Genomic DNA, 26,283 nt, shown 5'->3' with positions numbered 1-26,283 from the left:
CCAGAGGAACAAGGCGCCACGGTAAATACCGTGCGGTTGTTGTAGAAATCGTAAGATTTCTTTCTGGAAAGAGGAATTGTTATGTCAGTAAATTATCAGGAGACAGCAAAGAATATTGTGGCGCTTGTCGGGGGGGAAGGAAATATCCGACAGGTTTTTCATTGCATTACCCGATTGCGTTTTTATTTGCATGAAGCGCAGCGTATCGACCGCGCCCAGTTGGAAGCATTAGACGGGGTAATGGGTATTAACATCGCTGGTGAACAGTTTCAGGTGATCATCGGCAACGAGGTGGCAGATGTTTATCGGGCATTGACACGGCAGTATCCGCAACTGTCGAGCCAGACCGCCGGTGCCTCGCAAACCGGGGTACCACGCCACCCTGTTTCGGCGCTGCTGGAAGCGTTTTCCAGCATCTTCTCGCCGATTATCCCTGCCATTGCCGGTGCTGGTATCCTTAAAGGGATCCTATCGCTGCTGGTAGCGTTGCACTGGGTATCCAATACCAACCAAACCTACTTGATTCTGTCTGCCATCAGTGACGGCATTTTTTACTTCATGCCACTGGTGCTGGCGTTCAGCGCTGCCCACAAGTTTGGCTGTAATCCGTATGTGGCGGTAGCGCTGGCGGCCACGTTGCTGCATCCCACATTGACCAAGCTGTTTGCGGGCGGTGGTGAGATTACCTTTCTTGGGCTGCCGGTATCGCCAGTATCTTATGCTTCGTCGGTGATCCCGATACTGCTGGCGGTATGGCTGATGTCCTGGGTGGAGCGCCGTGTGGACCGCTTCATGCCAGGTGCGCTGAAAACCATGTTCGTGCCACTACTGACATTGCTGATTGTCGCACCAGTGATGCTGATCGTCATCGGTCCGATCGGCATTATCGTTGGCAACCAGCTTTCCACCGGCATTGTCTGGCTGGTGGATAACATGGGCATTCTGGCCGGGCTGATTCTGGGCGGAACGCTGTCGATGATCATCATCACCGGTATGCACTATGTGTTGATCCCTATCATGATCAATAACATCAGCAAGATGGGGTTCGATCCGTTCAAGATAATCTTCTATATCGCCAACATGGGGCAGGCGGGGGCGGCGTTCGGCGTGTTCTTGCGCGCCCATGACAAGAAAACCAAGTCGCTGGCGTTATCCACCAGCCTGACTGCCACTATGGGTATTACCGAACCGGCGATGTACGGCGTCAATATTCGTTTTAAACGCCCGTTCGCCGCTGCGTTGATTGGCGGTGCCTGCGGCGGTTCATTTGCCATGTTTTTCGGGGTCAAAACCTATGCCTTTGCTTTAAGCGGACTGCCGGGGTTACCTGCGCTGGTGGGGCCGACCTTCCTGTACGCGCTGGCCAGCATGGCGATTTCGTTTGTCACGGCCACAGTAGTGACCTGCGTGCTTGGATTTGAGGAGAACGTGGGGAAAGCCGCTACATCGCAAGAAGGGCAGGTAGTCATGCCTGCCGCGCCGGTGGTGCTGAGTGAGTCTGGTAATCAATTGTTTAATAAAGAAAAGTCTTTCCACAACGAAAAGCTGTTTGCGCCGGTGGCCGGGCGAGTGGTGGCGTTAGAGAGTCTTAGCGATCCGGTGTTTGCCGGGGAAGTATTTGGCAAAGGGATCGCCATCTACCCGGAAAGCGGCGAGCTGTTGTCGCCGGTCAATGGACGTGTCGAGTCGATATTCGACACCCACCACGCGCTGACGCTTAAGAGCGATACCGGTGCCGAGGTACTGATCCACATTGGCATCGATACCGTCAAACTTGGCGGTCGTCACTTTATCCGTCACGCCCAACCAGGGCAGATAGTGGAAGTCGGCGAGCCATTGGTGAGCTTCGACCTGTCGGCGCTGCTGGCAGAAGGGATTGACCCCAGCGTGATCATGATTGTCACCAATACCGAATGTTATGGCGACGTGAGCCCGTTGCTCAATGGCGACGTCCACTCGCGCGACGCTTTGATGAAACTGACCGCGGCTGCGGCTTAAGGGAGAGAATACATGAGCGTATCAAACGTATTTCCAGCAGATTTTCTGTGGGGCGGCGCGACAGCCGCTAATCAACTGGAAGGTGCCTGGAATGTGGGCGGTAAAGGGCTGTCGGTGTCGGATGTGTATACCTTTGACAGCCGCACGCCCAAAGAGCGCTGGCTGGATCAGTGGCTGTTTATGACGCATCGGCAGGTGGCGGACGCACAAGACCCGCAAAGTAAAAAGTACTATCCAAAACGTAAGGGCAACGGCTTTTATTACCACTATAAGGAAGATATCGCGTTGTTCGCCGAGATGGGTTTCAAGTGCTTTCGTATGTCGATCGCCTGGACGCGTATTTTCCCGCGTGGCGACGAAACCGAACCGAATGAGGAGGGGCTGGCGTTTTACGACCGGGTGCTTGATACCCTATTGGAGCACAACATTCAGCCGATTGTGTCATTGTCCCACTATGAGATGCCATTGTGTCTGGTCACCGAATACGGCGGCTGGCCCAACCGCAAGCTGGTCGATTTCTACGTGCGTTTCGCCACCACGGTATTTGAGCGCTATCGGCACAAGGTCAAATACTGGATGACTTTCAACGAGATCAACTGCGTTAAACATCACCCCTACGTCAGCGTCGGAGTGATTGAGGAGGACAATCTGCATCTGGAGCAGGATAAGTATCAGGGCGTGCACCACCAGTTTATCGCCAGTGCGCTGGCGACCAAGGCCTGCCACCAGATCATTCCCGGCTCACAGGTCGGCTGTATGATCAGCTACCAGATCCTCTATCCCCACACCTGCCATCCGGACGATCTACAAGCCTGCGAGGACGCGCAGCGGGTGTCGCTGTTCTTCAGCGACGTACAGGCGCGCGGTTACTACCCGGCCTATACCGACCGTATGCTGGCGGAAAAAGGCGTGGTGCTGAACAAGGAACTGGGGGACGACGAGATCCTGCGTCAGTACCCGGTGGATTACGTGTCGTTCAGCTACTACATGTCCAGCACCGTCAGCGCCCACCCGGAAAAACTGGACGGCGTGAGCGGAAATTTGATCACCGGCGGTATCCGCAATCCCTATCTGCCCACCAGCGAATGGGGCTGGCAGATTGACCCGAAAGGGCTGCGGCTGGCGCTCAACCAACTGTACGACCGCTATCAGAAACCGTTGTTCATCGCCGAAAACGGGCTGGGCGCGGTGGATAGCGTCAACCCGGACGGTTCAATTGAGGATGACTACCGCATCGACTACCTGCGCCAGCATGTGGAGCAAATGAAGGAAGCGCTGGCGGACGGCGTCAAACTGTTCGGCTACACCTGGTGGGGGCCGATCGACGTGGTCAGCGCCGGCACCTCGCAAATCTCCAAGCGCTACGGCTTTATCTACGTCGATCAGGACGACGACGGCCACGGCACCCAGCAGCGCTCGCGCAAAAAAAGCTTCTACTGGTATCGCAAGCTTATCGTCTCCAACGGCGCAGACCTCGACTGATTCAAACGCCGATAGCGTGAGTTGTCGGCTTTACCGGATAGTAAGGAGTGATCATGGCTCGTTTCCCGCAAGGGTTTTTATGGGGCGGCGCGATTGCCGCCAATCAGGCGGAAGGTGCCTGGAATGAGGACGGTAAAGGGCCGTCGATTGCCGATGTGGTACGCGGTGGTATCGTGGCAGGCAAACCGGATGCGGCGGTCGACCCTGCACGTTACTACCCCAGCCACGAGGCGATCGATTTCTATCACCGTTACCGGGACGACATCGCCCTGTTTGCTGAAATGGGATTCAAATGCTTTCGTACCTCGATCGCCTGGTCGCGCATTTTCCCGCAGGGAGATGAGGCGCAGCCCAACGAAGCAGGGCTGCGTTTCTACGACCAGCTGTTTGATGAACTGTTGAAGTACGGCATCCAGCCGGTGATTACGCTATCGCATTATGAAACGCCACTGGCGCTGTATCAGCGCTATGGCGGTTGGCAGGATCGTCGGCTGGTCGATTTCTTCACCCGCTACTGCGAGACGGTCTTTTATCGCTATCGGGATAAGGTGAAATATTGGATGACGTTCAATGAACTCAATAATATGCACCGTATTCCGTTTGCCACCGGCGCGATACAGCCTGAGCCGGAACAGCGGTTACAGGCGATTTATCAGGCCAGCCATCACATGTTTGTCGCCAACGCGCTGGCAAACCAGTTATGCCACCGGATTATTCCGCAGGCCAAAATCGGCTGTATGCTGTCGCTCAGTACCTTATATCCCCACACCTGTCATCCGGACGATGTGTTCGCCACCATGCAGATCCGCCGCCGATCACTGTTTTACTCGGATGTGATGATGCGTGGTCACTACCCGGCGTATAGCCAGCGGATATGGAATGAGCAGGGTATTGAACTGGCGATGGAAGAGGGCGATTTAGCCTTGTTGGCGGCGCACCCATCGGACTATCTCGGTTTCAGTTACTACCGCAGTGCTACCTATCAGGCTGATATGCCGGTGCTGGCGGACACCGGTGGTGTGGTGGGGGTAGATAATCCCTACCTGAAAAGCAGCGCCTGGGGGTGGACCATTGACCCGAAAGGGCTGCGACAGGTTTGTAACGAGCTGGCGGATCGCTATGAGAAACCACTGTTTATCGTCGAGAACGGTTTTGGCGCGGTGGATACGCCAGACGCGGGTGGTGCCATCAACGACGACGAGCGCATCAGCTATGGTCGCCAGCACTTGCAGGAGATGGCGGAAGCCATTGCTGACGGTTGCGATATCATGGGGTACACCTGGTGGGGGCCGATAGACATCGTTAGCGCTGGCACCGGCGAGATGAAAAAGCGCTACGGTTTTATCTACGTGGATAAAGACAATGACGGCCACGGCACGCTGGCGCGCCGCAAGAAAAAGAGCTTTGACTGGTACAAAAAGGTGATCGCCAGTAACGGTGAGCAGTTATAACCCTTCCCCTGGGCGGGACGCCACCCGCCCTATCTTTCTACTCTGCAGTTTGATGATTTTCTGCTGTTTTTTACTCCCCCTCGCCGCTGACTCGGCGGTGTTTTCATCGCTAATCTTGCTACGGTTTATGGTATGGTGAACCCTTTGGCTGGCCGCCATGAACAATCCGTGGCATGTGGGGTCCAAACCGGGCAGCGTGACGGTTTACCTCAAGGTGACTATCACGTCAGAGTTACTGTTTAGACATAGGGAGGTGGGATGATTTATACCTTTTTACGCTGGGCGCTCAAGCACCTGTATCGCATTCAGATCTCGGGTGATGAAAGCGGTTTCCGGCAATCGAAGATATTGATTACCCCCAATCACGTTTCCTTTCTCGATGGCGTGCTGATGGCGCTGTTCTTACCGGTACAAACCAAACCGGTATTTGCCGTCTATTCCCGCATTGCTGATAGCTGGTTTATGCGCTGGCTGAAGCCCTATATCGATTTTCTGCCGTTGGACCCTACCAAGCCGTTGGCTATTAAGCAGTTAATCCGTTTGGTGGAGCAGGGGCGTCCGGTGGTGGTGTTCCCCGAAGGGCGCATTACCGTGACTGGCTCACTGATGAAAATCTACAGCGGTGCGGCGTTTGTGGCGGCTCGCTCAGGCGCGGCGGTGGTGCCTGTTCGCATTGAAGGGGCGGAGTTTACGCACTTCGGCCGTTTGGGCGGGGTGTTGCGTCGTCGTCTGCTTCCACAGATTTCACTGCATTTCCTGCCTCCAACCACGCTGCCGATGCCCGTCGCCCCTTCGGCGCGTGAACGCCGCGAACTGGCGGGCGAAGCGCTGCATCGCATCATGATGGAGGCGCGTATGGCGGTACGTCCGCGTCATACGCTGTATCAGGCGTTTCTGGCCGCCTGCGATCGGTACGGTTACCACTCTGGCTGTATCGAAGACGTTAATCTGAAGGAAGACAGCTATCACGGCCTGCTGAAGAAATCACTCGGGGTGGCGCGCATTCTGCAACGTTTTACCAGCGAGCGTGAGCATGTCGGGTTGTTGTTACCCAACGCGACGGTGACGGCGGCGGCGGTGCTTGGCGCGTCGCTCAGCAGCCGGGTACCGGCGATGCTGAACTATACCGCTGGGGCGAAAGGCATTCAGAGCGCGATGAGCGCCGCGCGCATCAAAACCATCGTCACGTCGCGACAGTTTCTGGAAAAAGGCAAGCTGACGCATCTGCCGCAGCAAGTGAAAGAAGCCAATTGGGTCTATCTGGAAGACCTGAAGGACACGGTGACATGGTCGGATAAGCTGTGGATCCTGTGCCATCTGCTGTTCCCGATGCGCGCGATGTGCCCGCAGCAACCGGATGACGCAGCGGTCATTCTGTTTACGTCCGGCTCGGAAGGCAACCCGAAAGGGGTGGTGCATTCTCATAATAGCCTGATGGCTAACGTAGAGCAGATCCGCACCGTGGCCGATTTCACCCCGCGTGATCGTTTTATGTCGGCCTTGCCGCTGTTCCACGCATTTGGGTTGACGGTCGGGTTGTTGACGCCGTTGATGACCGGTGCGCGCGTCTTCCTCTATCCCAGCCCGCTGCATTACCGCATCGTACCGGAACTGGTGTATGACCGTAACTGCACTGTATTGTTCGGCACCTCGACCTTCCTCGGGCATTATGCCCGCTTTGCCCACCCCTATGACTTCGCCCGCCTGCGTTATGTGGTGGCCGGGGCGGAAAAACTCTCCGAACGGGTGCGGACGCAGTGGCAGGACAAATTCGGCATTCGTATTCTGGAAGGCTACGGTGTGACGGAATGCGCACCGGTGGTGGCTATCAACGTACCGATGGCCTGCAAACTGCATTCCGTTGGTCGCTTGTTGCCGGGGATGGAATCGAGGTTGATCCCGGTTGCGGGTATCCATCATGGCGGTCGTCTGCAACTGCGTGGGCCAAATGTGATGAAGGGTTACCTGCGGGTGGAAAACCCTGGCGAGCTGGAATCGCCAGCAGCGGAAAATGAGCACGGGCAGAGAGAAGCGAACTGGTACGATACCGGCGATATCGTTGACTTAGATGAACTGGGCTTTTGTACCATCGTGGGGCGTGTAAAACGTTTTGCCAAGCTGGCCGGAGAAATGGTGTCGCTGGAGAGCGTGGAGCAACTGGCCAATCAGGTGTCGCCCCACGCCCAACATGCTGCCAGCGCCCGCAGCGACAGCAGTAAAGGGGAAGCGCTGGTGCTGTTTACCACCGATGCCATGCTGACCCGCGATAGCCTGCTGACACAAGCTCGGGCGAGTGGCGTGCCGGAACTGGCGGTGCCGCGCGATATTCGTTACCTGAAAGAGTTGCCGCTATTGGGCAGCGGCAAACCGGATTTCGTTACGCTGCGCCAATGGGCGGAACAACCCGCCGTGGCCGCGCAAGAGGCCACGCCTATCCCCTCGGAGCATGATGCATGAGCCACACGCCTTCCCCTACGTCGTCACTGTTTTCCCGCGGTATGAATGCGGTGATGGTGGCGCAGTTTTTCTCTGCTTTCGGCGATAACGCGCTGCTGTTCGCTACGTTGGCACTGGTAAAATCGCTGGCGTATCCCGACTGGAGCCAGCCCTTCCTGCAAATGGGGTTCGTCGCCGCCTATATCGTGCTGGCACCGTTTGTGGGGCAGTTTGCTGACAGCTTCGCCAAAGGGCGGGTGATGATGTTTGCCAACGCCCTGAAACTGGCTGGCGCGTTATGGATTTGTCTGGGTGGGAACCCGTTTCTGGGGTATACGCTGGTGGGGCTGGGAGCGGCGGCCTATTCCCCGGCCAAATACGGCATTCTGGGGGAAATCACCCGTGGCGATCAGTTAGTGAAAGCCAACGGATTGATGGAAGCTTCCACCATCGCCGCTATTCTTACTGGATCGGTGGTCGGCGGCGTGCTGGCAGACTGGCACATCTACGGTGCGCTGGCGGTGTGTGCGCTGGCTTACGGTATCGCACTGGCCGCTAACCTGTTGATCCCGAAACTCGCTGCCGCGCGTCCTGGCGCATCCTGGCGTCCGGCGCGCATGACGCGCTCGTTTTTCGAGGCCTGTCAGATACTGTGGCGCAACGGCGAAACCCGCTTTTCACTGGTGGGCACCGGCATGTTCTGGGGCGCTGGCGTGACGCTACGTTTCCTGCTGGTACTGTGGGTACCGCTGGCATTGAGCATTAATGACAATTCAACGCCGACGTTACTCAACGCCATGGTGGCGGTGGGGATTGTGGTCGGTGCGGCGGCGGCCGGTAAGCTGGTGACGTTGAAAACCGTGCGACGCTGCCTGCCCGCTGGGGTATTGATCGGCGTGATGGTGGTGGTGTTTACCCTGCAACATAGCCTGACGAATGCTTATGCCTGCCTGTTGGTGCTGGGGGCGTTGGGCGGCTTTTTTATCGTGCCGCTCAATGCGCTGTTGCAAGAACGTGGCCGGGAAAGCGTTGGGGCAGGTAATGCCATTGCTGTGCAGAATCTGGGTGAAAACGGCGCGATGTTGCTGATGCTGGCGCTGTACTCGCTGGCGGTGAAGGTCGGCGTACCGGTACTGGCGATCGGTATCGGTTTCGGCACGCTGTTTGCGCTGGCGATTGCCGGGTTATGGTGCTGGGTACAGGTAACCCAGTGGCGGCGTCGGTCAACGCCTGCGGCCGCACCAACGTCTGATGAGCAGGAATAACGGGAGAGGCAATGAGTCTGATTTGGCATGACTGGGTGGTGAAAGACCTGAACCCGTATGCGTTGTATGACATTTTGCGCCTGCGTAGCCAGGTTTTTGTGGTGGAACAGCAATGCGCTTATCAGGACCTGGACGGTCTGGATCTGGTCGATGGTAACCGGCATGTCACCGCCTGGCAAAACGGCAGGTTGATCGCCTGCGCGCGCTTACTGGCACCGCATGACCGGCAAGAGGTGGTCACGATTGGCCGGGTCGTGGTCGCCCCCGAAGCGCGAGGCCAACGGCTGGGGCATCAGTTGCTGATGCATGCTCAGGCCGTTTGTGCCCGTCACTGGCCGGGGCGAGCGCAATACCTCTCTGCTCAGGCGCATTTGCAGCATTTTTATCAGCAATTTGGCTTTGTGGTTTGCGGTGAAGGCTACGATGAGGACGGTATTCCCCATGTGCCGATGCGAACCGCAGGGTAAGAGCCTATCCCATTAGGGCTATTTCACTTGCCATTTTGGCCCTGGGCAGTGCTCGAAATCCTCACGTACTACGCGTACGCTCCGGGTTACTCGCTGCGCTCGCCCGTTGGGCCGGACAAAGTGCTCTGTCCGTTCAACATGCAACGCATGTTGTCTGCGCGGCTTCCCGTGTCCAAACTGGCTACGCCAATAACGCCTACTGGGATAGGCTCTAAGTGTGGCGCTAAGGCGTAACAGCGCCGCCCTGCACTCGGGCAGGGCGCTGGTGTGGTTTGACGCCGGGTTAACTGGCGGAATGGGAAATGGTACTGCCGAGCTTCTGAACGTCCTGACCAAATCCGCGAGCGGTGTTGCATCCGCTCAATGTGGTCGCCATAAATAGGGTTGCGACCAGTAAGATAAGGGTTTTCATGGTAGTTGACCTTTTATCGAGGGGAAAATCCGTCTCACTTTGTCATACTCCAGGACTGGAATTCAACGCGTTGCCAGCCAGTAGCCGGTTCAGACAGATTGCTGTCTCCTGGCTCAGTTTCTTTACTCCTTATTCTTCTGCCAAAAAGAGCTCCAGCAACGAATTAAGAAACAGCTTACCGTGCTCGGTGACCTGCCAGTGCTGTTCGGTTTCCGTGAGGTAGCCTTGCCTCAGTGCGGCGTCCAGTTGTTCCCTGATTACGCTTTCCGGCAGGCCGGTATACGCGGTGAAATCAGCGCGGGGTGCCGGTTCCAGCAACCGAAAGCGGTTCATAAAAAACTCGAATGGACGGTCAGCCAGTGCGACTTCGCTGCGTTGTTGCAGGTAATTCCCCTGCATATAGCCGCGTGGGTGGCGGGTTTTCACCGTGCGCACGATCTCGCCATCGGTGAAGGTGATTTTGCCGTGTGCGCCGCAGCCGATACCGAGATAATCACCAAAGCGCCAATAGTTGAGGTTGTGCTGACACTGGTAACCCGGTTTGGCGTAGGCCGAGGTTTCATACTGCTGGTAACCGGCGTCGCTCAGCAAACGGTGCCCTTGCTCAAAAATATCCCACAGCGCATCGTCGTCTGGCAGCACCGGCGGGCGTGAACCAAACAGAGTATTGGGTTCGATGGTCAACTGATACCAGGACAGGTGCGGCGGGTTAAGCGCTATCGCCTGACGTAAATCATCCAGCGCCTCATCCAGCGACTGCTCTGGCAGGCCGTGCATCAAATCCAGATTGAAACTGCGCAGCCCCAGACCGGCGGCGAGAACCGCGGCGCGTTTGGCCTCTTGCGGGCCGTGGATGCGGCCCAGGCGCGTCAGTTTATCCGGGCTAAAGCTCTGCACGCCGATGGAAATACGGTTAACCCCTGCGCGCTGGTAACCGCTGAACCTGTCGGCTTCTACGGTTCCGGGGTTGGCTTCCATGGTGATTTCCGCGTCCGGCACCAGTGACAACCTGGCCCGCACGCCATCGAGCAACTGTTGCATCGCCTCGGCGCTGAGCAGGCTCGGTGTGCCGCCGCCGATAAAAATGCTGTGCAGAGGGCGAGTGCTCACCATCGGCAGGTCGGCATCCAGATCGGCCAGCAGGTGCGCCACATAATCGTCGTGCGGTACTTCGCCTTTGAGCGCGTGGGAGTTGAAGTCGCAATAAGGGCACTTCTGCACGCACCAGGGGATGTGGATATACAGGCTTAGCGGCGGCAAATTAAGCATGTCGCAGCGCATCCAGTAATTGACGCAGCGCCTGTCCACGGTGGGAGTGGGCGTTTTTCTCTTCGCGGCTGAGTTCGGCAGCGGTTTTGCCGAGTTGCGGCACGAAGAAGATGGGATCGTAGCCAAAACCGCCCGCACCGACAGGCGCGCGGGTGATGACTCCCTGCCAACTGCCGTGGCACACCAGTGGCGTCGGGTCATCCGCGTGGCGCAAATACACCAGCACACAGTGGAAACTGGCCTGACGCTGTTCGTCCGGCACGTTGTCGAGTATCGCCAGCAGTTTGTCCAGATTCTGCTGGTCGCTGGCGTCTTCTCCGGCGTAGCGGGCGGAATAAATGCCCGGCGCGCCGCCCAGCGCGTTGACTGCCAGTCCCGAATCATCGGCAATGGCGGGCAGGCCGGTCGCGCGCGCGGCGTGGCGCGCTTTCAGAATGGCGTTTTCGATAAAGGTCAAACCGGTTTCTTCGGCGGAATCGACGCCCAGCGTGGTTTGTGCCACCACGTCGAGACCAAAAGCCGCCAGCAGACCGGCGAGTTCACGCACTTTACCGGCGTTGCCGGTGGCTAAAACCACGTTTTGCATCTGTTGTTCCTGCAATCTGTCTGGGATGTTTTATTCAGGGAATCGGCTCAGGAAATGAGGCCCGCGACATCGGCCGGGATGGTTTGCGGGTTGACGATCCTAATCTGTTTGTGACGTCCAAGCTCCCCTTTTTCGATGGTGACCATACCTTTGGCGACCCGGAATTGCCTGGCGAGAAATTTGATCAGGTGGGCATTGGCCTGACCGTCTACCGGTGGTGCGGTGATGGCGACTTTAAGCTCGTCGCCATGCAGCCCGACAATTTGATCCCGGCTGGCTTTCGGCTGAATATACAGCCGAATCACCAGCCCGTCTTCACAACGACTGACGGCACTCACAGCAAGAACCACAGCCCTGGGAAGAAATCCATGCCGAGGTAATTCAACACGTACAGCACCAGAATCACGATCATCGGCGAGAAATCCAGACCACCTGCCGAGGGCAGAATACGGCGTATCGGGCCCATCAACGGTTCAGTCAGTTGGTGCAGCATGTAATCCACCGGGCTGCGGCCCTGGCTAATCCAGCTCATCAGCGAGCGAATGATCACAATCCAGAACACCAGATAACCAGCGGATTTGATCAGTGCCAGCAGCCCCACCAGCAAGTTGATCGGGCTTAGCGAGAGCGAGCCGACCTGAATCAGCAACAGCAACGGGTACTTCAGCGTGGTGAGCAGAAACGCCAACAGCAACGAGGCGCTGTCGATGGGCCCCAGCGACGGGATAATGCGACGCAACGGGCCGATGATCGGCTGAGTGATTTTCACCACGAACTGCGCCAGCGGGTTATAAAAATCACTGCGAGCCCATTGCATCCAGATACGCAGCAGCAACACCATCACGTACAGGTCAATCAGGGTTTTGACCAGAAAAGTCAGGGTCAGCATCAGAGGGTCATTCCTTCATTCAAAGTCATCTTTCAGGTGGTAATCAGAACAGCGATTCCATTTCCTTTGCCCGGTGCACAGCGGCCTGCATAGCATCAGCGACCGTCTGGCTCAACTGGCGCTCGTTAAATACGCGTAGCGCCTCGGCGGTGGTGCCGCCCTTGGAGGTTACATTTTCCCGCAGGGTCGATAACGGGGTCTGCGGGCTGGCTTCCACCAGTGCTGCTGCACCGCTAGCCGCCTGCTGTACCAGCAATCGGGCGGTGTCGGCGTCGAACCCCTGACGCATGGCCTCCTGCTGCATCGCTTCCATAAACAGGAAGAAGTAGGCAGGTGCGCTACCGGCAGCGGCAATCACGCCGTTAATGTGCGACTCGTCGGCGACCCAGCACAGTTTACCAACGCTTTGCATCAGGTCACCGGCAAAGGCGCGATCGGCCTCGTTAACCCCGGCCGGTGCGTATAATCCGCTCATGCCCTGACCTACCAGCGAGGGGGTATTTGGCATGATACGCACCATGTTGATCGATGCGCCCAATAACTGGCGGAAGCGGGCGACGTTAACACCGGCGGCGATCGATAATACCAGCTTGCCGTTGAAATCCACCTGTTTTGCCAGTTCCCCGCAAACGTCGGCCATCAGTTGCGGTTTAACCGCCAGCACCACCACATCGGCGTCACGCGCACAGGCGGCATTGTCGCTCAGGCTGGCAATGCCATAGCGGGCGGCCAGTTGATCCCGGTGGGTGGCGGACGGTGCGCTAACGCTGACCTGGTGGGCCGGATAACCGCCTGCCATCAAACCGGCGACGATCGCCTGTGCCATATTGCCCGCGCCGATAAAGGCTATTTTACGGTGTTCCATCAGATTCTCGCTGTTTTCGTCTGTCCGTTAGGTTAACTGGTCGGCGAACTATAATCACGTGCGCCAAAAATTGCGGTACCGATGCGTACCATCGTGCTGCCAGCTTCAATGGCGGCAGCCATGTCGTCGGTCATCCCCATCGACAAGGTATCCAAGGTGCCATAATCCACTTTCAGTTGCAGAAAAAGTTCAGTCATGTGGCGAAATACCGCCAGCTGCTGGGCGTGATCCGTTTGCGGCGCGGGGATCGCCATCAGTCCGCGCAGTCGCAGATTCGGTAGTGTCGCCACGCTGGCGGCCAGTGCGGGTAGTTCGCTGACCAGAATGCCGGATTTGCTCGCTTCCTGACTGATGTTGACCTGCAACAGTACATTGAGCGGTGGCAGGTGCGCCGGGCGTTGCTCGCTCAGGCGCTGGGCGATACGCAGCCTATCAATGGTGTGGCACCAGTCGAAATGTTCTGCCACCAGACGACTTTTATTCGACTGCAACGGCCCGATAAAGTGCCATTCCAGCGCGATATCAGGCAGGGCGGTCTGAAAATGACGAACCTTATCCACCCCTTCCTGTACATAGTTTTCACCAAATGCCCGCTGCCCAGCCGCGATGGCTTCTTCGAGCGCGCTCACAGGTTTGGTTTTGCTGACGGCAAGCAGCGTAATCTCTTCTGGCGCACGCCCGCAGCGTTGTGCTGCCGCTGAGATTTTCTGCCGGACGTCCTGTAGGTTGTGCTGAACTGTCGATATCGGTGTCATCGTCATAGTGATTCAGGAGGCCAATAAATGGATGTGAGTGAATGGGTGAACGCTAGTGTAAAACAGAATGTATCCGATCTGCACCTGTGCAGCGGTCATCCCCCGGTGTGGCGTATCGACGGCCAACTGGTGGCGGATGCGACCCAACCGCCGTTACATCACACCGAACTGGAACAATGGTGTCAGAGCTGGCTGGACCCGGAGTGCGAGCAGCAGTTGCGCCGGTGCGGGCAGACCGACTGTGCGTTGACGCTGGCGGGAGGGCAGCGGTTGCGGGCCAATCTGTTCATGCAACGCCACGGTTTATCGGCAGCGCTACGCTTGATCCCACACGGCCAGCCGGATTTGCAGGCACTGCGGGCACCTGCGGTGGTCGCGGCATTGGCTGAACGCACGGATGGACTGATTCTGGTGACCGGGGCGACCGGCAGCGGGAAATCGACCACCCTGGCAGCGATGATCGCCGCACTGAATCAATGCTGTGCCCGCCATATTATTACGCTGGAAGACCCGATTGAATTCCTGCATACCAGTCAACGTAGCCTGATCCAGCAGCGGGAAATCGGCCGACACAGTGAGGGGTTCGCCAGCGCTTTGCGGGCTGCGTTGCGTGAAGACCCGGATGTGTTGTTATTGGGAGAGTTGCGTGACAGCGAGACCATCCGGCTGGCGCTGACGGCGGCGGAGACCGGCCATCTGGTACTGGCGACGTTGCATACCCGGCGGGCGGTGCAGGCGGTGGAGCGATTGGTGGACGTGTTCCCGGCCGAAGAGAAAGCCTTTGTGCGCACACAACTGGCGGCGAGTTTGCAGGCGGTCGTGGCACAGAAGCTCTTGCCGGGCGTGCAGGGTGGGCGTGTGGCGCTATTTGAGGTACTGCTTGCCACACCGGCGGTGAGTAACCTGATTCGCGAAGGCAAAACCCACCAGTTGCCGAGTTTGTTGCAAACCGGCAGCCAGGTGGGGATGCAGACCTTTGAGCAGAGCTACCAACAGCGCTGTCAGGACGGCCTGTTAGCGGACGGCTGCGCAGACGATAGCTGGCTTTGACATATCGCGCGGCTGTGAATGGCTATCACCGTGAGTAGCTACCATCGTGAGTAGCTACCATCGTGAATAGCTACCGTCGTGAAGAATCATGCGTCATGCACAGCTATCGTCAGCATTGCCTTCGGTTTACGCTGGTTTTGTTTCAGTCGTATCGGTGGCGGCTTGCAGCAGCATCGTCAACTCTGTGGCTGGAACGGGGCGTGAGAACAAAAAGCCCTGCGCATAGTCGCACCCGAGTCGGGTAAGAATGTCGCGCTGGTGCTGCGTTTCAACCCCTTCAGCTACCACACTGAGGCCCAGGCTGTGAGACATCGCGATAATCGCCACGCACAGTTCAAGCCCGACGCCATCGAGATCCTCGACGAAGGAACGATCTATCTTCAGGCAATCGATATTGAATTTTCTGAGGTAGGCCAGTGATGAATACCCGGTACCGAAATCATCAATGGCGATTTGTATTCCGGCATCACGCAGCAGATGCAGATTGTTATTCACCCGCAGTTCGGCATTCAGCAGCAGCCCTTCGGTGATTTCGATGATCACGGCGCTGCCGTCCAACCCGTGTCGCGCCAGTTCCTGCACCCAGCTCATTTCAGTGAAATCTTTGCTGCGTAGCTGAATCGGAGACTGGTTGATGGCTATCTGAAAGTGCGGGTCAAGGGTGTTACGCCATTGCGCCAACTGAATGATGGCCTGCTGTGCGACCCAATCGCCGAGTGGAACAATCAGGCCGGTATCTTCCGCAAGTGGAATGAATTCCGCCGGGCTGACCATACCGCGTACGGGATGATGCCAGCGCACCAGCGCCTCAGCCTTGGTTATCCTGTTAGTAGCCAGTTCGATGATCGGCTGGTAGTAAACCTCGAATTGAGCGCACTCAAGCGCCTGGCGCAGATCGTTGGTCAGGCGTAAGCGGGCGTGTGCAGCCTGTTGCAAGGCAGGCGTGAAATAATGAAAGCCGTTGCGCCCCGCGTTCTTGGCTGCATACATCGCCTGATCGGCATGTTTGAACAGTTCTTCCAGCGTGTCGCTGTCATTGGGAAATAACGCGATACCGATACTGGCGGAAACCAGCATGCTTTCGCCATCGATATTGAACGGTTGAGCCAATCGTTGCAGCAAGGTGTTAGCCAGATGCTCACAGTCATCGGTTCGCTGCAAGTCAGACAGGATAATGGCAAATTCATCGCCGCCGATACGCGCAATGGTATCGGCACCCTGAATACAGTCGGTAATGCGGGTCGATACCGCAAACAGCAGCGCATCGCCAGCGCGGTGCCCCAGGCTGTCGTTAACCGATTTGAAGTGATCCAGGTCTATCAGCATTAACGCCATGGTGTGGCCGGTTTGCCTGGCGTGTTCAACTGCGCGTTCGAGTTTATCCTGAAATCTGTGTCGGTTTGGCAGCGCGGTAACGGCATCGTAGTTGGCTTGTTGCCAGATTAACGCCTCTTGTTGCTTGCGCTGGGTAATGTCGGAAAACACACCGACATAGTTGATGGGGGTGCCTGTGGCGTCTTTGACCACATTGATGGTCAGTTCGCGGAGATAGTCGCTGCCGTCTTTTTTACGATCCCACATTTCACCAATCCACAGCCCATCCTCATTCACTTTGCGCCAGATGGCATCATAGAAAGCGATATCATGACGAGTGGAGCGGAATATGTACGATGTTTGTCCCACAACATCGGCTTCGCTATATCCGGTCAGGCGCGTAAAAGCCGGGTTGATAGAGATAATTTTTCGATGGGTATCGATGACGATGATGGCTTCCTGGGTACTTTGGTAGACCGTGGCGGCAATCTTCATCTGTTCACGTGCTTTCTGGCGCTCGGTAATATCGAGGACGTACACCAGTCGGTCGGCTTTGTGGCCGTGCTGTGCGAAGGGAACCGATTCTGACCAGACCGTCAGGACAGCGCCGTCATGACGCACGACCGTCCATTCCCCGCCCAGCTTGCCGCCTTCATCGAGAAACGACTGATGACGCGCCAGAACGGATGCCCGAGCAGACTCAGGAAAAACCATGGTAAAGGAATGGTTAATCATCTCTTCCTGAGTGTAACCATAAATAGCGCTATAGGCAGGATTGACGGTGACATACTTTCCGTCATAGTTGATAACGGCAATGCCCACCGGGCAGCGGTCGAGGATGCCCTGAAACAGACTTTCTGAATTCCATACAGAACCGGTCATCATTCACCTCATCATCGATACTGTTCTTCTTATGACAATCCGTGTTGATACGCGGTTAACGGCATGGTGACGGCGGGCCGTTTTCGATGCAGGCGTTTGTCCGATTACTTCCTTTTAGTTCATTTTTGGGAAATTTTCCTGACAAAGAAATTATCGACCATCAGCAGCGATTTCTGAGGTGTTGGCAAGAAGTTTGATGAAAAAGGGTGACGACGGTATCACCCTTGCGTTGTTGCGACGGCGCACTAATCGTGAACGCGGATTCATAACGAGTCCGGTGACGTTGTCAGACAGTTACGTTGTCGGATAAATAACGAGTTCGGGCGCACGCTGCATGATGATGCGTCCGTGGCGGATAGATAACCGTGCCTTTGCCTGCCGCTGGAGTGCGTCGTAGTCGTTTTGTGCATCCATAATCACCAGATTGGCCGGGCGACCGACAGCGATACCGTAACGCTCACCCAAATGCAGGGCTTTGGCGCTATTGTCAGTGACGAAGTCGAGGCAACGTTGCAGGTCCTGATACCCCATCATGTGGCAAATATGTAGCCCGGCGTCGAGAACCCGCAGAATATTGCCGTTGCCGAGTGGATACCACGGGTCTCTGATGGAGTCCTGCCCGAAGCAGACGTTCATACCCGCGCGGTCCAGTTCGGCAACGCGGGTCACGCCACGGCGTTTAGGAAAGGTATCGAACCGTCCTTGCAGGTGGATGCTTTCCGTCGGACAGGAGACGAAGCTGATGCCTGAGCGGCGCAACAGACGAAACAGCTTCGAGCAGTACGCGTTGTCATACGATCCCATCGCCACCGTATGGCTGGCGGTGACCCGCGCCCCCATGTCCCGCACCCGTGCTTCTTCCGCCAGTACCTCCAGAAAGCGTGAATGCGGGTCATCGGTTTCATCACAATGCACGTCAACCAGACACCCGGTACGCTCTGCCAGATCCATCAAAAACTTCACGGAACTGACGCCCTGTTCACGGGTATTTTCAAAGTGGGGGATGCCGCCAACCACATCCGCACCGAGCGCAATGGCGCGTTCCATTAACTGGCGACCATCCGGATACGACTCGATACCTTCTTGTGGAAAGGCGACGATTTGCAGGTCTATCAGGTCGCGTACCTCGTTTTTGAGTTCGAGCATGGCTTCCAGTGCCGCCAGCGAGGGATCGGTGACATCAACATGGGTACGGACATGCTGGATGCCGTGATCGCGCAACATGCCGATGGCGGTATACGCCCGGTGCCGGGTATCGTCGTGGGTGATCGTCGCTTTGCGTTGGCTCCAGCGTTCGATGCCTTCAAACAACGTGCCACTCATATTCCACTGCGGCTCACCCGCCGTCAGAACGGCATCAAGATGAATGTGCGGTTCTACCAGTGGTGGAATCACCAGTTGCCCTGCGGCGTCGATATCGTCGGGTGCGGCAGGGTGCGGACCGGGTTGGGCGTCGATGGTCGCAATCAGGCCATTTTGCAGTTGCACGGTGTAGAGCCCAGGCTGATGGCGTAACACGGCGTTGATAATCTTCATAATCACTCCTGTGACGGGGCGTTGAATGGCGACACGGTGCTTGCTGACGTTGGAAAGCCAGAAAGACGCCCGATCATAAGCGCGACGGCGGAGCTAAGGCGAAACAGCGGGTCGTTCAGGGTGCCACCCGATAATTGTTCAATGCGTTGCAGGCGTTGGTGCAGCGTATTGCGATGAATAGCCAGCCGTTCGGCGGCTTTAATCAGATTACTGTTTTCCTGCAATACTGCATCCAGCGTCTCAATCAACAGATAAGGCGACTTACGGTTATGCTCCACCAGATTGCCCAGCACATTGTGCATAAACCGGGTTAGCAGCGTTGGGTCGCTGACGGCCCCCAGCAATTGCAGTATCCCTAATTCAGTGTAATCACACAGCCCTTTTTCTGATTGCAGGCTGGCAACGGCGTCAAGTGCCTGTTGGGCTTCGCTAAGCCCCTGCCGGTACTGTGCTGCGGAGCTGACCGGGCTGGATAGCCCAACGTACAGCGTCAATGGGGCGATATCGGCGTGGATGGACTGGCGTAATGCCACCAGCCGCTGATGCGCCGGTGGTTGCAGTAATGGGCTGTCTGTCGGCAACACCATCAGCAACAGCGAGCCCAGCGTGACCACCGGTGGGGGAGAGCGTGACGCAGATGGCGGGGGCGATGCTAACAGCGACGCTTGTAGCCGTTGTTGCAGCAGGAGACGTGAATGCTGCAGTTGCGCCTCTGGGGCGCGGTAATCCGCTGAGGCGAACAGGCTTGCCTCGTTACCTATACGCCATGCCACCACCCGATGTGGCACGTCCAGCGGCCATTGCAGGCGGTCGGCACGTTGATGAATCAGCGCCAGATCCAGCGCGTCTGCGGTGAGTAGCGTCAGCAGAAGGTCGCTACGCCATCTGTTCCACTGCTCTTCAGTATGGTGCGCTTCAGTATGGCTATGGAAACTGTCGCGATAAGACAGGCTGCGTTGATGCGATGCCGACATGATGATCTCTCCGGTTTTCCCTTCTCTTCCCGTTCAGGGGAAACGACAAGGTCAGTGATATGCAGTGTAGTGTGCGCCACCGCGTATGCAGCAAAGAGCGTGCCGGTTTTACTGCCGGTAACGTGTTAACGGGGAATCTGGGGCGCTCGCCAGAGTATTGAGAATACAGTACCTGTGCAGGCTGCATGGTTTGGTGCTAAAACATGGCGTAATGTGCCCGTTTATTGTGCAGGGTGCTGTGTAGTGCACTGAAAGCGTGAATCAACCACGCATGGGTTCGCCTGCCGCGTGAACCAACAGCAATAAAGCCAACAAGGCGGGTAAACGAAAACGCAGTGGCCGTGACTGGCCACTGCCAAAGACAGAATCAGCGCGCCTGCAGCAGCGGCGTGTGGTCTTCGATACGGAACATGGCCATCGCCTGTACCAGTTGGCGGGATTGCTCTTCCAGCGACTGGGTGGTATCGGTGGAGGCTTTGACCAGAGACGCGTTTTGCTGTGCGACTTTATCTATCTGGGTAAAGGCGATGTTCACCTGTTCAATACCGCGATGTTGCTCCTGAGACGCGTAAGAAATCTCTTTCATTAGCGTGGTGATACGGTTGATCTCGTCTGCGACGTTATCCATGGTTTCACCTGCCTTGGCGGCCAAATCGAGCCCTTCCGAGACATGGGACTGAGAATCCAGGATCAGTGTGCGGATCTCTTTGGCGGCCTGGGCGCTATGCTGCGCCAGATTACGCACTTCACCGGCGACCACCGCAAATCCTTTCCCTTGTTCACCTGCACGGGCGGCTTCCACCGCGGCGTTCAGCGCCAGAATGTTGGTCTGGAAGGCGATGCCGTCAATCACACCGAGAATATCGCTGATGCGTTTGGCGCTGGCGGCGATTTCGCGCATTTTTTCCACCACGTAGTTGACGGATTCATTGCCGCGATCGGTGGTATCGGAAACCTGATTGGTCAACTGATGGGCCAGTTCGGCGTTGTCGGCGTTGCGTTTAACGGTGGCGCTCAGTTCTTCCAGACTGGCGGCGGTTTGCTCCAGTGCGGCGACCGATTCCTCGGTACGTTCCGCCAGATGGCGGTTACCGCTAAACAGTTCACGACTGCCCTGATCGATTTGATGACTGGCGTCACGCACCTGACCAACGGAGTCCAGCAGCGCCATTTGCATACGCAAAATGGCGTCGTTCAGGCGACCCAGTTCATTGTCACCGCCGGTGGTAATGCGGTGGGTCAAATCGCCGGAGGCAACGTGTTCCAGTTGCTCGATGGCGTGATCCAGCGGTTTGAGCAACATGTGGCGTAACGCCAGCCAGCCCAGCAAGACCAGCAACAGGGATAACAGACAAGCAAAGCCTATCAGCATCAGCATCAGCCGTTCGTTGCTGTTTGCCTGTTGGATGTGTTTTTCGGAGAGTTGCTGGGAGTAACTGCGGAAATTCTGGATGGATTTATCAAATGCGTCGCTCAGGGGCGTCAGGTTATTTTCCAGCAAGGTGTAGTATTCGTCGGTGTACTGCTTTCTCAGGGACTCTAACATCGGTTTTAATCCCTGATTCAGGTAGTCCTGATAGGTTTTTAACACTTGCTGTGCCAGTTTTTGCTCCTGCTCACTGGTGGTGCCGACGCTACTGAACTGGCGAATCTCTTTGTCGGACTGCTGGATATAACTATCCAGTTTATCCGTTTCTTTAGCTCCCACGTCCAGCAAACCAATTTCTATCTTGCGTACCGCCAGTGTCGCGGACGCTCTGGCCCGTAGCGTCAGGTTATAACCGTTCATCAACGCGCCCAACTGCTCCCCCTGAATCTGGTTGAGCTGCGTCAGGGAGTCCCGGCTTTTATTGATGGCCTGAATCCCCATACCGCTGACCAGCAGCAATAGCAGGGTGATCACAGCCAGCAAGGTTAACAAGCCGGTACGGATGGAGAGATTTTTCAAACGCATGGTCCATTTCCTAGTGTGTGCAGAATAAAAAACACTGGCAAAGCCTATCTCTGGCTTGCCATACGTTAACGTACATGTAGGGCTATTTTTGTTCAGAACATAACAGATGAAATAGCGTGTTAGATAGCAAGATTCTCTTATGTTTTGTTAACAGAAATGCGTCAACTCGGCGAATTTTCCTTTAAGAAAGATCTCTGAGTACTAAATAAATTCGCCCGGCGCGGAGCACTGGTTTATCATCTGGTGATAAAAAATGAACATGATGTGTCTGGTGTCAGGACAACGAGCGCCATCCTGGTTCCGGTTCACGTTTTTGGGGCAGTCAGGTGACTGTTCGGCAACGTACTCGATTGGAAAAGTACCCGAGGTTTCTGTGCAGTTAACAAGTTTTACGGATTATGGTTTGCGCGCGCTGATTTACATGGCGTCATTGCCGGAGGGCAAAATGACCAGCATTTCAGAAGTGACTGAAGTGTATGGCGTTTCACGCAATCATATGGTGAAGATTATCAATCAGCTGAGTCGCGCCGGGTTGGTTATGGCAGTGCGTGGCAAGAACGGCGGCATTCGGTTAGGCCGCGATCCGTCCACCATTCGCATCGGCGATGTGGTACGGGAACTGGAGCCGCTCTCTCTGGTTAACTGCAGCAAGGCGTTTTGTCATATTACCCCCGCCTGCCGACTCAAACAGGTATTGCAACAGGCCGTACAGAATTTCCTGAAAGAACTGGATAATTACACGCTCGCCGATATGGTGGAACAGAACCCACACCTCTATAAATTACTTCTGGTTGAATAAGCCTGCTCAGCTGCCTGCTGATGACAACGGAGGAACCGCAATGTCACAAGATCCGTTTCTGGAACGTGAAGCAGAAAAATACGAATTCCCCATCCCCAGCCGTGAATACATTCTGGAGCACCTGGCAAAACGGGATACCCCTATCAGCCGTGAAGAACTGGCAAGCGATCTGCAACTGACCAGCGATGAGCAACTCGAAGGGCTGCGCCGCCGGTTACGCGCGATGGAACGTGACGGGCAACTGGTGTTTACCCGTCGTCAGTGTTACGCCCTGCCGGAAAAGTTGGATTTACTGCGTGGCACTGTGATCGGCCATCGTGATGGTTATGGCTTTCTGCGGGTGGAAGGACGTAAAGACGATCTTTACCTGTCCGCTGAACAAATGAAAACGGTGATCCACGGTGATGTAGTGCTGGCCCAGCCGTTGGGTGAAGACCGCCGTGGACGTCGTGAAGGGCGCATTGTGCGCGTGCTGGAGCCGCGTACCAGTCAGATAGTCGGGCGTTATTTCACCGAAGCCGGTACCGGTTTTGTGGTGCCGGACGATAGCCGTCTGAGCTTTGATATCCTGATCCCACCGGAATGTATCGCCGGGGCTCGCATGGGCACGGTGGTGGTGGTGGAACTGACCCAACGCGGAACCCGTCGCACCAAGGCGATTGGCAAGATCGTGGAGATCCTCGGCGACAACATGGGGACCGGGCTGGCGGTGGATATCGCGCTGCGCACCCATGAAATCCCGCACAGCTGGCCACCTAAAGTGGAAGAGCAGGTGAGCGACCTGGCTGAAGAGGTGCCGGAAAGCGCCAAGAAAGGCCGGGTGGATTTGCGTTCCCTGCCGCTGGTGACCATTGACGGCGAAGACGCTCGTGATTTTGACGATGCGGTGTACTGTGAGAAAAAACGCGGTGGCGGCTGGCGGCTGTGGGTGGCGATAGCGGATGTCAGCTATTATGTGCGCCCCGGTACGGCGCTGGACCATGAGGCCCGTGCACGCGGCACCTCGGTCTATTTCCCATCGCAAGTGGTGCCGATGCTGCCGGAAGTGCTGTCTAACGGGCTGTGTTCACTGAACCCGCAGGTGGATCGCCTGTGTATGGTGTGTGAGATGACCGTCTCCTCGCAGGGTAAATTGTCCGGCTACAAGTTCTATGAAGCGGTGATGAGTTCACACGCCCGCCTCACCTACACCAAGGTGTGGAGCATTTTGCAGGGCGATGAAGCGTTGCGCGAACACTACCAGTCACTGGTGGAGCCGCTGGAAGAGCTGCACCGGATGTACAAGGTGCTGGAGCATGCGCGTGAGGTGCGTGGCGGTATCGCGTTTGAAACCGAAGAAGCCAAATTTATCTTCAACGCAGAACGCCGTATCGAACGGGTGGAAGCCGTCGTGCGTAACGATGCGCACAAGCTTATCGAAGAGTGCATGATTCTGGCCAACATCTCGGCGGCGAAGTTTGTCGAGAAGAGTGAAGAACCGGCATTGTTCCGCGTGCATGACCAGCCCAGTGAAGATCACGTGCTGGCGCTGCGTAGCGTGCTGGGCGAGTTGGGGCTGACGCTCAAAGGCGGCATGAAGCCACAGCCGAAAGACTATGCTGAGTTGATGGATTCCATCGCTGATCGACCGGATCATGAGATGCTGCAAACCATGCTGTTGCGATCCATGAAGCAGGCTATCTACGACCCGGAAAACCGCGGTCACTTTGGGCTGGCGTTGACCTCGTATGCGCATTTTACGTCACCGATCCGGCGTTATCCGGACTTGTCGTTGCACCGTGGTATCAAGTATCTGCTAAGCGACCGTAAAAACCGCTGGACGCAAAGCGGTGGCTGGCATGCCGATTTCAACGAAATGTTGCAACTGGGCGAACACTGCTCGATGACTGAGCGCCGTGCCGATGAAGCCACACGCGATGTGGCCGACTGGCTGAAGTGCGACTTCATGCAGGACCATGTGGGGGAAACCTTTACCGGGATTATCTCCAGTGTCACCGGTTTTGGCTTCTTCGTGCGGCTTAACGACCTGTTTATCGATGGTCTGGTGCATGTCTCCACGCTGGATAACGACTACTACCGTTACGACAATGTAGGTCAGCGGTTGATTGGCGAATCTCGCGGTCAGACTTACCGACTGGGCGATGAGGTGGAAATCCGCGTTGAAGCGGTACACATGGATGAGCGTAAAATTGATTTTGCGCTGGTCTCGTCTACCCGCAAGGTGCGTGGCGAAGGTAAAACCTCGCGCGACCGGGCGAAGCGGGGGAGCGATTCGGGTGCGAAGCCGCCGCGTCGTCGCCGTACCGGCCAGCGTGCCAACTTTGAGCCGGATAGTGCATTCCGCCCTGAGGGAGACGGTAAAAAACGCCAGCCTGCCAGCAAGGATAACGGTAAGGCGAAAACCGGCGGTAAAAAGAAGGCAGCAAAATCGCAAAAGAACGCTGAAAAAACGCGTAAAATTGCGGCAGCCACGCGAGCTAAACGCGCCAGCAAAAAGAATAAAACGGCAGAGTGACGAACCGCGTCTGACCGTGACACCGGTATTCTGGGCAGCCGACCGGCTGCCCTGTTAACCCGTCTCAAGCGTATTATTGAAGAGTAGTAATGAGCGAAATTATTTACGGCATCCATGCAGTGAAAGCACTGCTGGAACAAGACCCTCAACGTTTTCTGGAAGTGTTCACCCTGAAAGGGCGTGAAGACCGTCGCCTGCAACCGCTGATAGCCGAGCTGGAAGCCAGCGGCATTGCGGTACAGGTCGCCAGTCGTCAGTGGCTGGATGACAAGGTGGAAGGTGCGGTCCATCAGGGGATCATCGCCCGGGTAAAAGAAGGGCGTCAGTATCAGGAAAACGACTTGCCGGGGTTGCTGGCATCACACGCGACGCCGTTCCTGTTGGTGCTGGATGGCGTGACAGACCCCCACAACCTGGGCGCTTGCCTGCGTAGCGCTGATGCCGCTGGCGTCCATGCGGTGATTGTGCCGCGAGATCGCTCCGCCCAACTGAATGCGACTGCGAAGAAAGTGGCCTGCGGCGCGGCGGAAACCGTTCCGTTGATCCGCGTGACCAATCTGGCACGCACGCTGCGTTTCCTGCAGGAGCAGAATATCTGGATCGTCGGTACGGCGGGCGAAGCGGATCACACCTTGTACCAAAGCAAACTGACCGGCCCGCTGGCGCTGGTGATGGGCGCAGAAGGGGAAGGCATGCGTCGCCTGACACGCGAGCACTGCGACGAGCTGATCAGTATTCCGATGGCTGGAAGCGTGTCATCGCTGAATGTTTCCGTGGCGACCGGTATTTGCCTGTTTGAAGCGGTACGCCAGCGCGCTGTGTGAGCCATCGCGCAAGGTAGCGTGATGTCGTGTGACCGGGTGTGTACTAACACGCTGCAGTGCGGTCACACGAAACGGTTACACGAAAATAAAAAATGCCGTCATACGATAAAAACGGTGTGTTCCCGACAGACGGCATCCAACGATGGGATAACTGGCCTGCCGGGAGACGATGCGTTATTTCTTCAGGCTGGCTATTTTCTGTTCTACTGCCGCGCACCACAATACCGAATTGCGTGACGGCCAGGAGGAAGCAGGTAACCGGCTTTCCACCGCCTGCTGCCAAACCTGTGAGCCTACATCGACATCACCCAGCACGGCGCGCGTATTGACTATCGACTCAATCCACTCATTCCATTCCGTGCTGCGGCAGGGATATTCTGAAGCCAGCGCGGTGCCGCTCAGGCCGCTTGTCAGCAGTAACAGGGCGATGGCGGCAATCTTTGTTTTCATCCTTCATCCTCTTAACGTTCTTTAGGGTACTTAGAGCCTATCCCATCAGGCGTTATTGGCGCAGCCAGTGTGGACACGGACAGCGCGGAGAACCCGGAGCGTACACGGAG

The 26,283-nt window shown here is 56.5% G+C and carries 22 protein-coding genes; 10 read left to right on the top strand and 12 right to left on the bottom strand.

Features of this window, described 5'->3' with window-relative positions:
- The first annotated feature begins 81 nt into the window (after window positions 1–81).
- From FAZ14_RS05795 to FAZ14_RS05770, 6 genes are all read left to right on the top strand, one after another.
- A complete protein-coding gene (locus FAZ14_RS05795) occupies window positions 82–1,998 on the top strand; it encodes a beta-glucoside-specific PTS transporter subunit IIABC (RefSeq protein WP_153508202.1) in 1,917 nt (638 codons plus the stop codon).
- 12 nt (window positions 1,999–2,010) lie between these two features.
- The gene (locus FAZ14_RS05790; protein WP_016940491.1) at window positions 2,011–3,480 is read left to right on the top strand and encodes a glycoside hydrolase family 1 protein; all 1,470 of its coding nucleotides are present in this window, start codon (window positions 2,011–2,013) and stop codon (window positions 3,478–3,480) included.
- Window positions 3,481–3,533: 53 nt separating this feature from the next.
- Window positions 3,534–4,931: a glycoside hydrolase family 1 protein gene (locus tag FAZ14_RS05785; protein WP_153508201.1), complete on the top strand. Its 1,398-nt coding sequence runs from the start codon at window positions 3,534–3,536 to the stop codon at window positions 4,929–4,931.
- Window positions 4,932–5,189: 258 nt separating this feature from the next.
- Window positions 5,190–7,388 carry a bifunctional acyl-ACP--phospholipid O-acyltransferase/long-chain-fatty-acid--ACP ligase gene (aas, locus tag FAZ14_RS05780; protein ID WP_153508200.1) on the top strand — a complete coding sequence of 733 codons (2,199 nt, stop codon included), beginning with the start codon at window positions 5,190–5,192 and terminating at the stop codon, window positions 7,386–7,388.
- Window positions 7,385–8,632, top strand: a complete 1,248-nt coding sequence (lplT, locus tag FAZ14_RS05775; RefSeq protein ID WP_153508199.1) for a lysophospholipid transporter LplT — start codon at window positions 7,385–7,387, stop codon at window positions 8,630–8,632. Before aas ends, lplT begins: the two co-directional genes overlap by 4 nt.
- Before the next feature lie 11 nt (window positions 8,633–8,643).
- The gene (locus tag FAZ14_RS05770; protein ID WP_153508198.1) at window positions 8,644–9,099 is read left to right on the top strand and encodes a GNAT family N-acetyltransferase; all 456 of its coding nucleotides are present in this window, start codon (window positions 8,644–8,646) and stop codon (window positions 9,097–9,099) included.
- A gap of 283 nt (window positions 9,100–9,382) precedes the next feature.
- On the opposite strand, the gene FAZ14_RS05765 is transcribed toward FAZ14_RS05770, so the two are convergent.
- From FAZ14_RS05765 to FAZ14_RS05735, 7 genes are all read right to left on the bottom strand, one after another.
- Window positions 9,383–9,511, bottom strand: coding sequence for an entericidin A/B family lipoprotein (locus FAZ14_RS05765; protein WP_016940485.1), 129 nt, complete (start codon window positions 9,509–9,511; stop codon window positions 9,383–9,385).
- Window positions 9,512–9,640: 129 nt separating this feature from the next.
- Entirely contained in the window at window positions 9,641–10,780 is a 1,140-nt protein-coding gene (gene hemW, locus FAZ14_RS05760) for a radical SAM family heme chaperone HemW (RefSeq protein WP_016940484.1), read from the bottom strand.
- On the bottom strand, window positions 10,773–11,366 hold the full coding sequence (locus FAZ14_RS05755; protein WP_153508197.1) for an XTP/dITP diphosphatase: 594 nt from the start codon (window positions 11,364–11,366) through the stop codon (window positions 10,773–10,775). Before FAZ14_RS05755 ends, hemW begins: the two co-directional genes overlap by 8 nt.
- Before the next feature lie 47 nt (window positions 11,367–11,413).
- On the bottom strand, window positions 11,414–11,704 hold the full coding sequence (gene yggU, locus FAZ14_RS05750; protein ID WP_029456174.1) for a DUF167 family protein YggU: 291 nt from the start codon (window positions 11,702–11,704) through the stop codon (window positions 11,414–11,416).
- Window positions 11,701–12,255 carry a YggT family protein gene (locus FAZ14_RS05745; protein WP_016940481.1) on the bottom strand — a complete coding sequence of 185 codons (555 nt, stop codon included), beginning with the start codon at window positions 12,253–12,255 and terminating at the stop codon, window positions 11,701–11,703. Before FAZ14_RS05745 ends, yggU begins: the two co-directional genes overlap by 4 nt.
- Before the next feature lie 43 nt (window positions 12,256–12,298).
- Window positions 12,299–13,120: a pyrroline-5-carboxylate reductase gene (gene proC, locus FAZ14_RS05740; protein WP_153508196.1), complete on the bottom strand. Its 822-nt coding sequence runs from the start codon at window positions 13,118–13,120 to the stop codon at window positions 12,299–12,301.
- A gap of 32 nt (window positions 13,121–13,152) precedes the next feature.
- Window positions 13,153–13,881: a YggS family pyridoxal phosphate-dependent enzyme gene (locus FAZ14_RS05735; RefSeq protein WP_276529259.1), complete on the bottom strand. Its 729-nt coding sequence runs from the start codon at window positions 13,879–13,881 to the stop codon at window positions 13,153–13,155.
- A gap of 21 nt (window positions 13,882–13,902) precedes the next feature.
- Here FAZ14_RS05735 and FAZ14_RS05730 point away from each other — a divergent pair, with 21 nt between their 5' ends.
- The gene (locus tag FAZ14_RS05730; protein ID WP_153508195.1) at window positions 13,903–14,925 is read left to right on the top strand and encodes a type IV pilus twitching motility protein PilT; all 1,023 of its coding nucleotides are present in this window, start codon (window positions 13,903–13,905) and stop codon (window positions 14,923–14,925) included.
- A gap of 126 nt (window positions 14,926–15,051) precedes the next feature.
- Here FAZ14_RS05730 and FAZ14_RS05725 read toward each other — a convergent pair whose 3' ends face one another.
- The 4 genes from FAZ14_RS05725 to FAZ14_RS05710 form a co-directional block, all read right to left on the bottom strand.
- Window positions 15,052–17,124 (bottom strand): sensor domain-containing protein, encoded by a 2,073-nt coding sequence (locus FAZ14_RS05725; RefSeq protein ID WP_235914470.1) that lies wholly within the window; start codon window positions 17,122–17,124, stop codon window positions 15,052–15,054.
- Window positions 17,125–17,415: 291 nt separating this feature from the next.
- Window positions 17,416–18,657, bottom strand: a complete 1,242-nt coding sequence (gene codA / locus FAZ14_RS05720) for a cytosine deaminase (protein ID WP_153508193.1) — start codon at window positions 18,655–18,657, stop codon at window positions 17,416–17,418.
- Between the two features lie 2 nt (window positions 18,658–18,659).
- Window positions 18,660–19,631: a PucR family transcriptional regulator gene (locus tag FAZ14_RS05715; protein WP_038925793.1), complete on the bottom strand. Its 972-nt coding sequence runs from the start codon at window positions 19,629–19,631 to the stop codon at window positions 18,660–18,662.
- A gap of 367 nt (window positions 19,632–19,998) precedes the next feature.
- Entirely contained in the window at window positions 19,999–21,585 is a 1,587-nt protein-coding gene (locus FAZ14_RS05710; RefSeq protein WP_016940474.1) for a methyl-accepting chemotaxis protein, read from the bottom strand.
- 373 nt (window positions 21,586–21,958) lie between these two features.
- Between FAZ14_RS05710 and nsrR the strand changes: the two genes are divergently transcribed.
- The 3 genes from nsrR (at window position 21,959) to rlmB (ending at window position 25,723) form a co-directional block, all read left to right on the top strand.
- Entirely contained in the window at window positions 21,959–22,384 is a 426-nt protein-coding gene (gene nsrR / locus FAZ14_RS05705) for a nitric oxide-sensing transcriptional repressor NsrR (protein ID WP_012886020.1), read from the top strand.
- Window positions 22,385–22,424: 40 nt separating this feature from the next.
- Window positions 22,425–24,899 (top strand): ribonuclease R, encoded by a 2,475-nt coding sequence (gene rnr, locus FAZ14_RS05700; protein ID WP_038925794.1) that lies wholly within the window; start codon window positions 22,425–22,427, stop codon window positions 24,897–24,899.
- 89 nt (window positions 24,900–24,988) lie between these two features.
- Window positions 24,989–25,723 (top strand): 23S rRNA (guanosine(2251)-2'-O)-methyltransferase RlmB, encoded by a 735-nt coding sequence (rlmB, locus tag FAZ14_RS05695; protein WP_012886018.1) that lies wholly within the window; start codon window positions 24,989–24,991, stop codon window positions 25,721–25,723.
- A 174-nt stretch (window positions 25,724–25,897) separates the two neighbouring features.
- Here rlmB and FAZ14_RS05690 read toward each other — a convergent pair whose 3' ends face one another.
- Entirely contained in the window at window positions 25,898–26,173 is a 276-nt protein-coding gene (locus tag FAZ14_RS05690) for a hypothetical protein (RefSeq protein WP_012886017.1), read from the bottom strand.
- Window positions 26,174–26,283 lie beyond the last annotated feature (110 nt).

Origin of the sequence: Dickeya oryzae (assembly GCF_009372235.1) — a bacterium.
In the GTDB taxonomy this organism is placed as follows: Bacteria; Pseudomonadota; Gammaproteobacteria; order Enterobacterales; family Enterobacteriaceae; genus Dickeya; species Dickeya oryzae.
The sequence above is the reverse complement of the archived record's forward strand: the minus strand, read 5'-3'. Positions and strand labels throughout refer to the sequence as shown.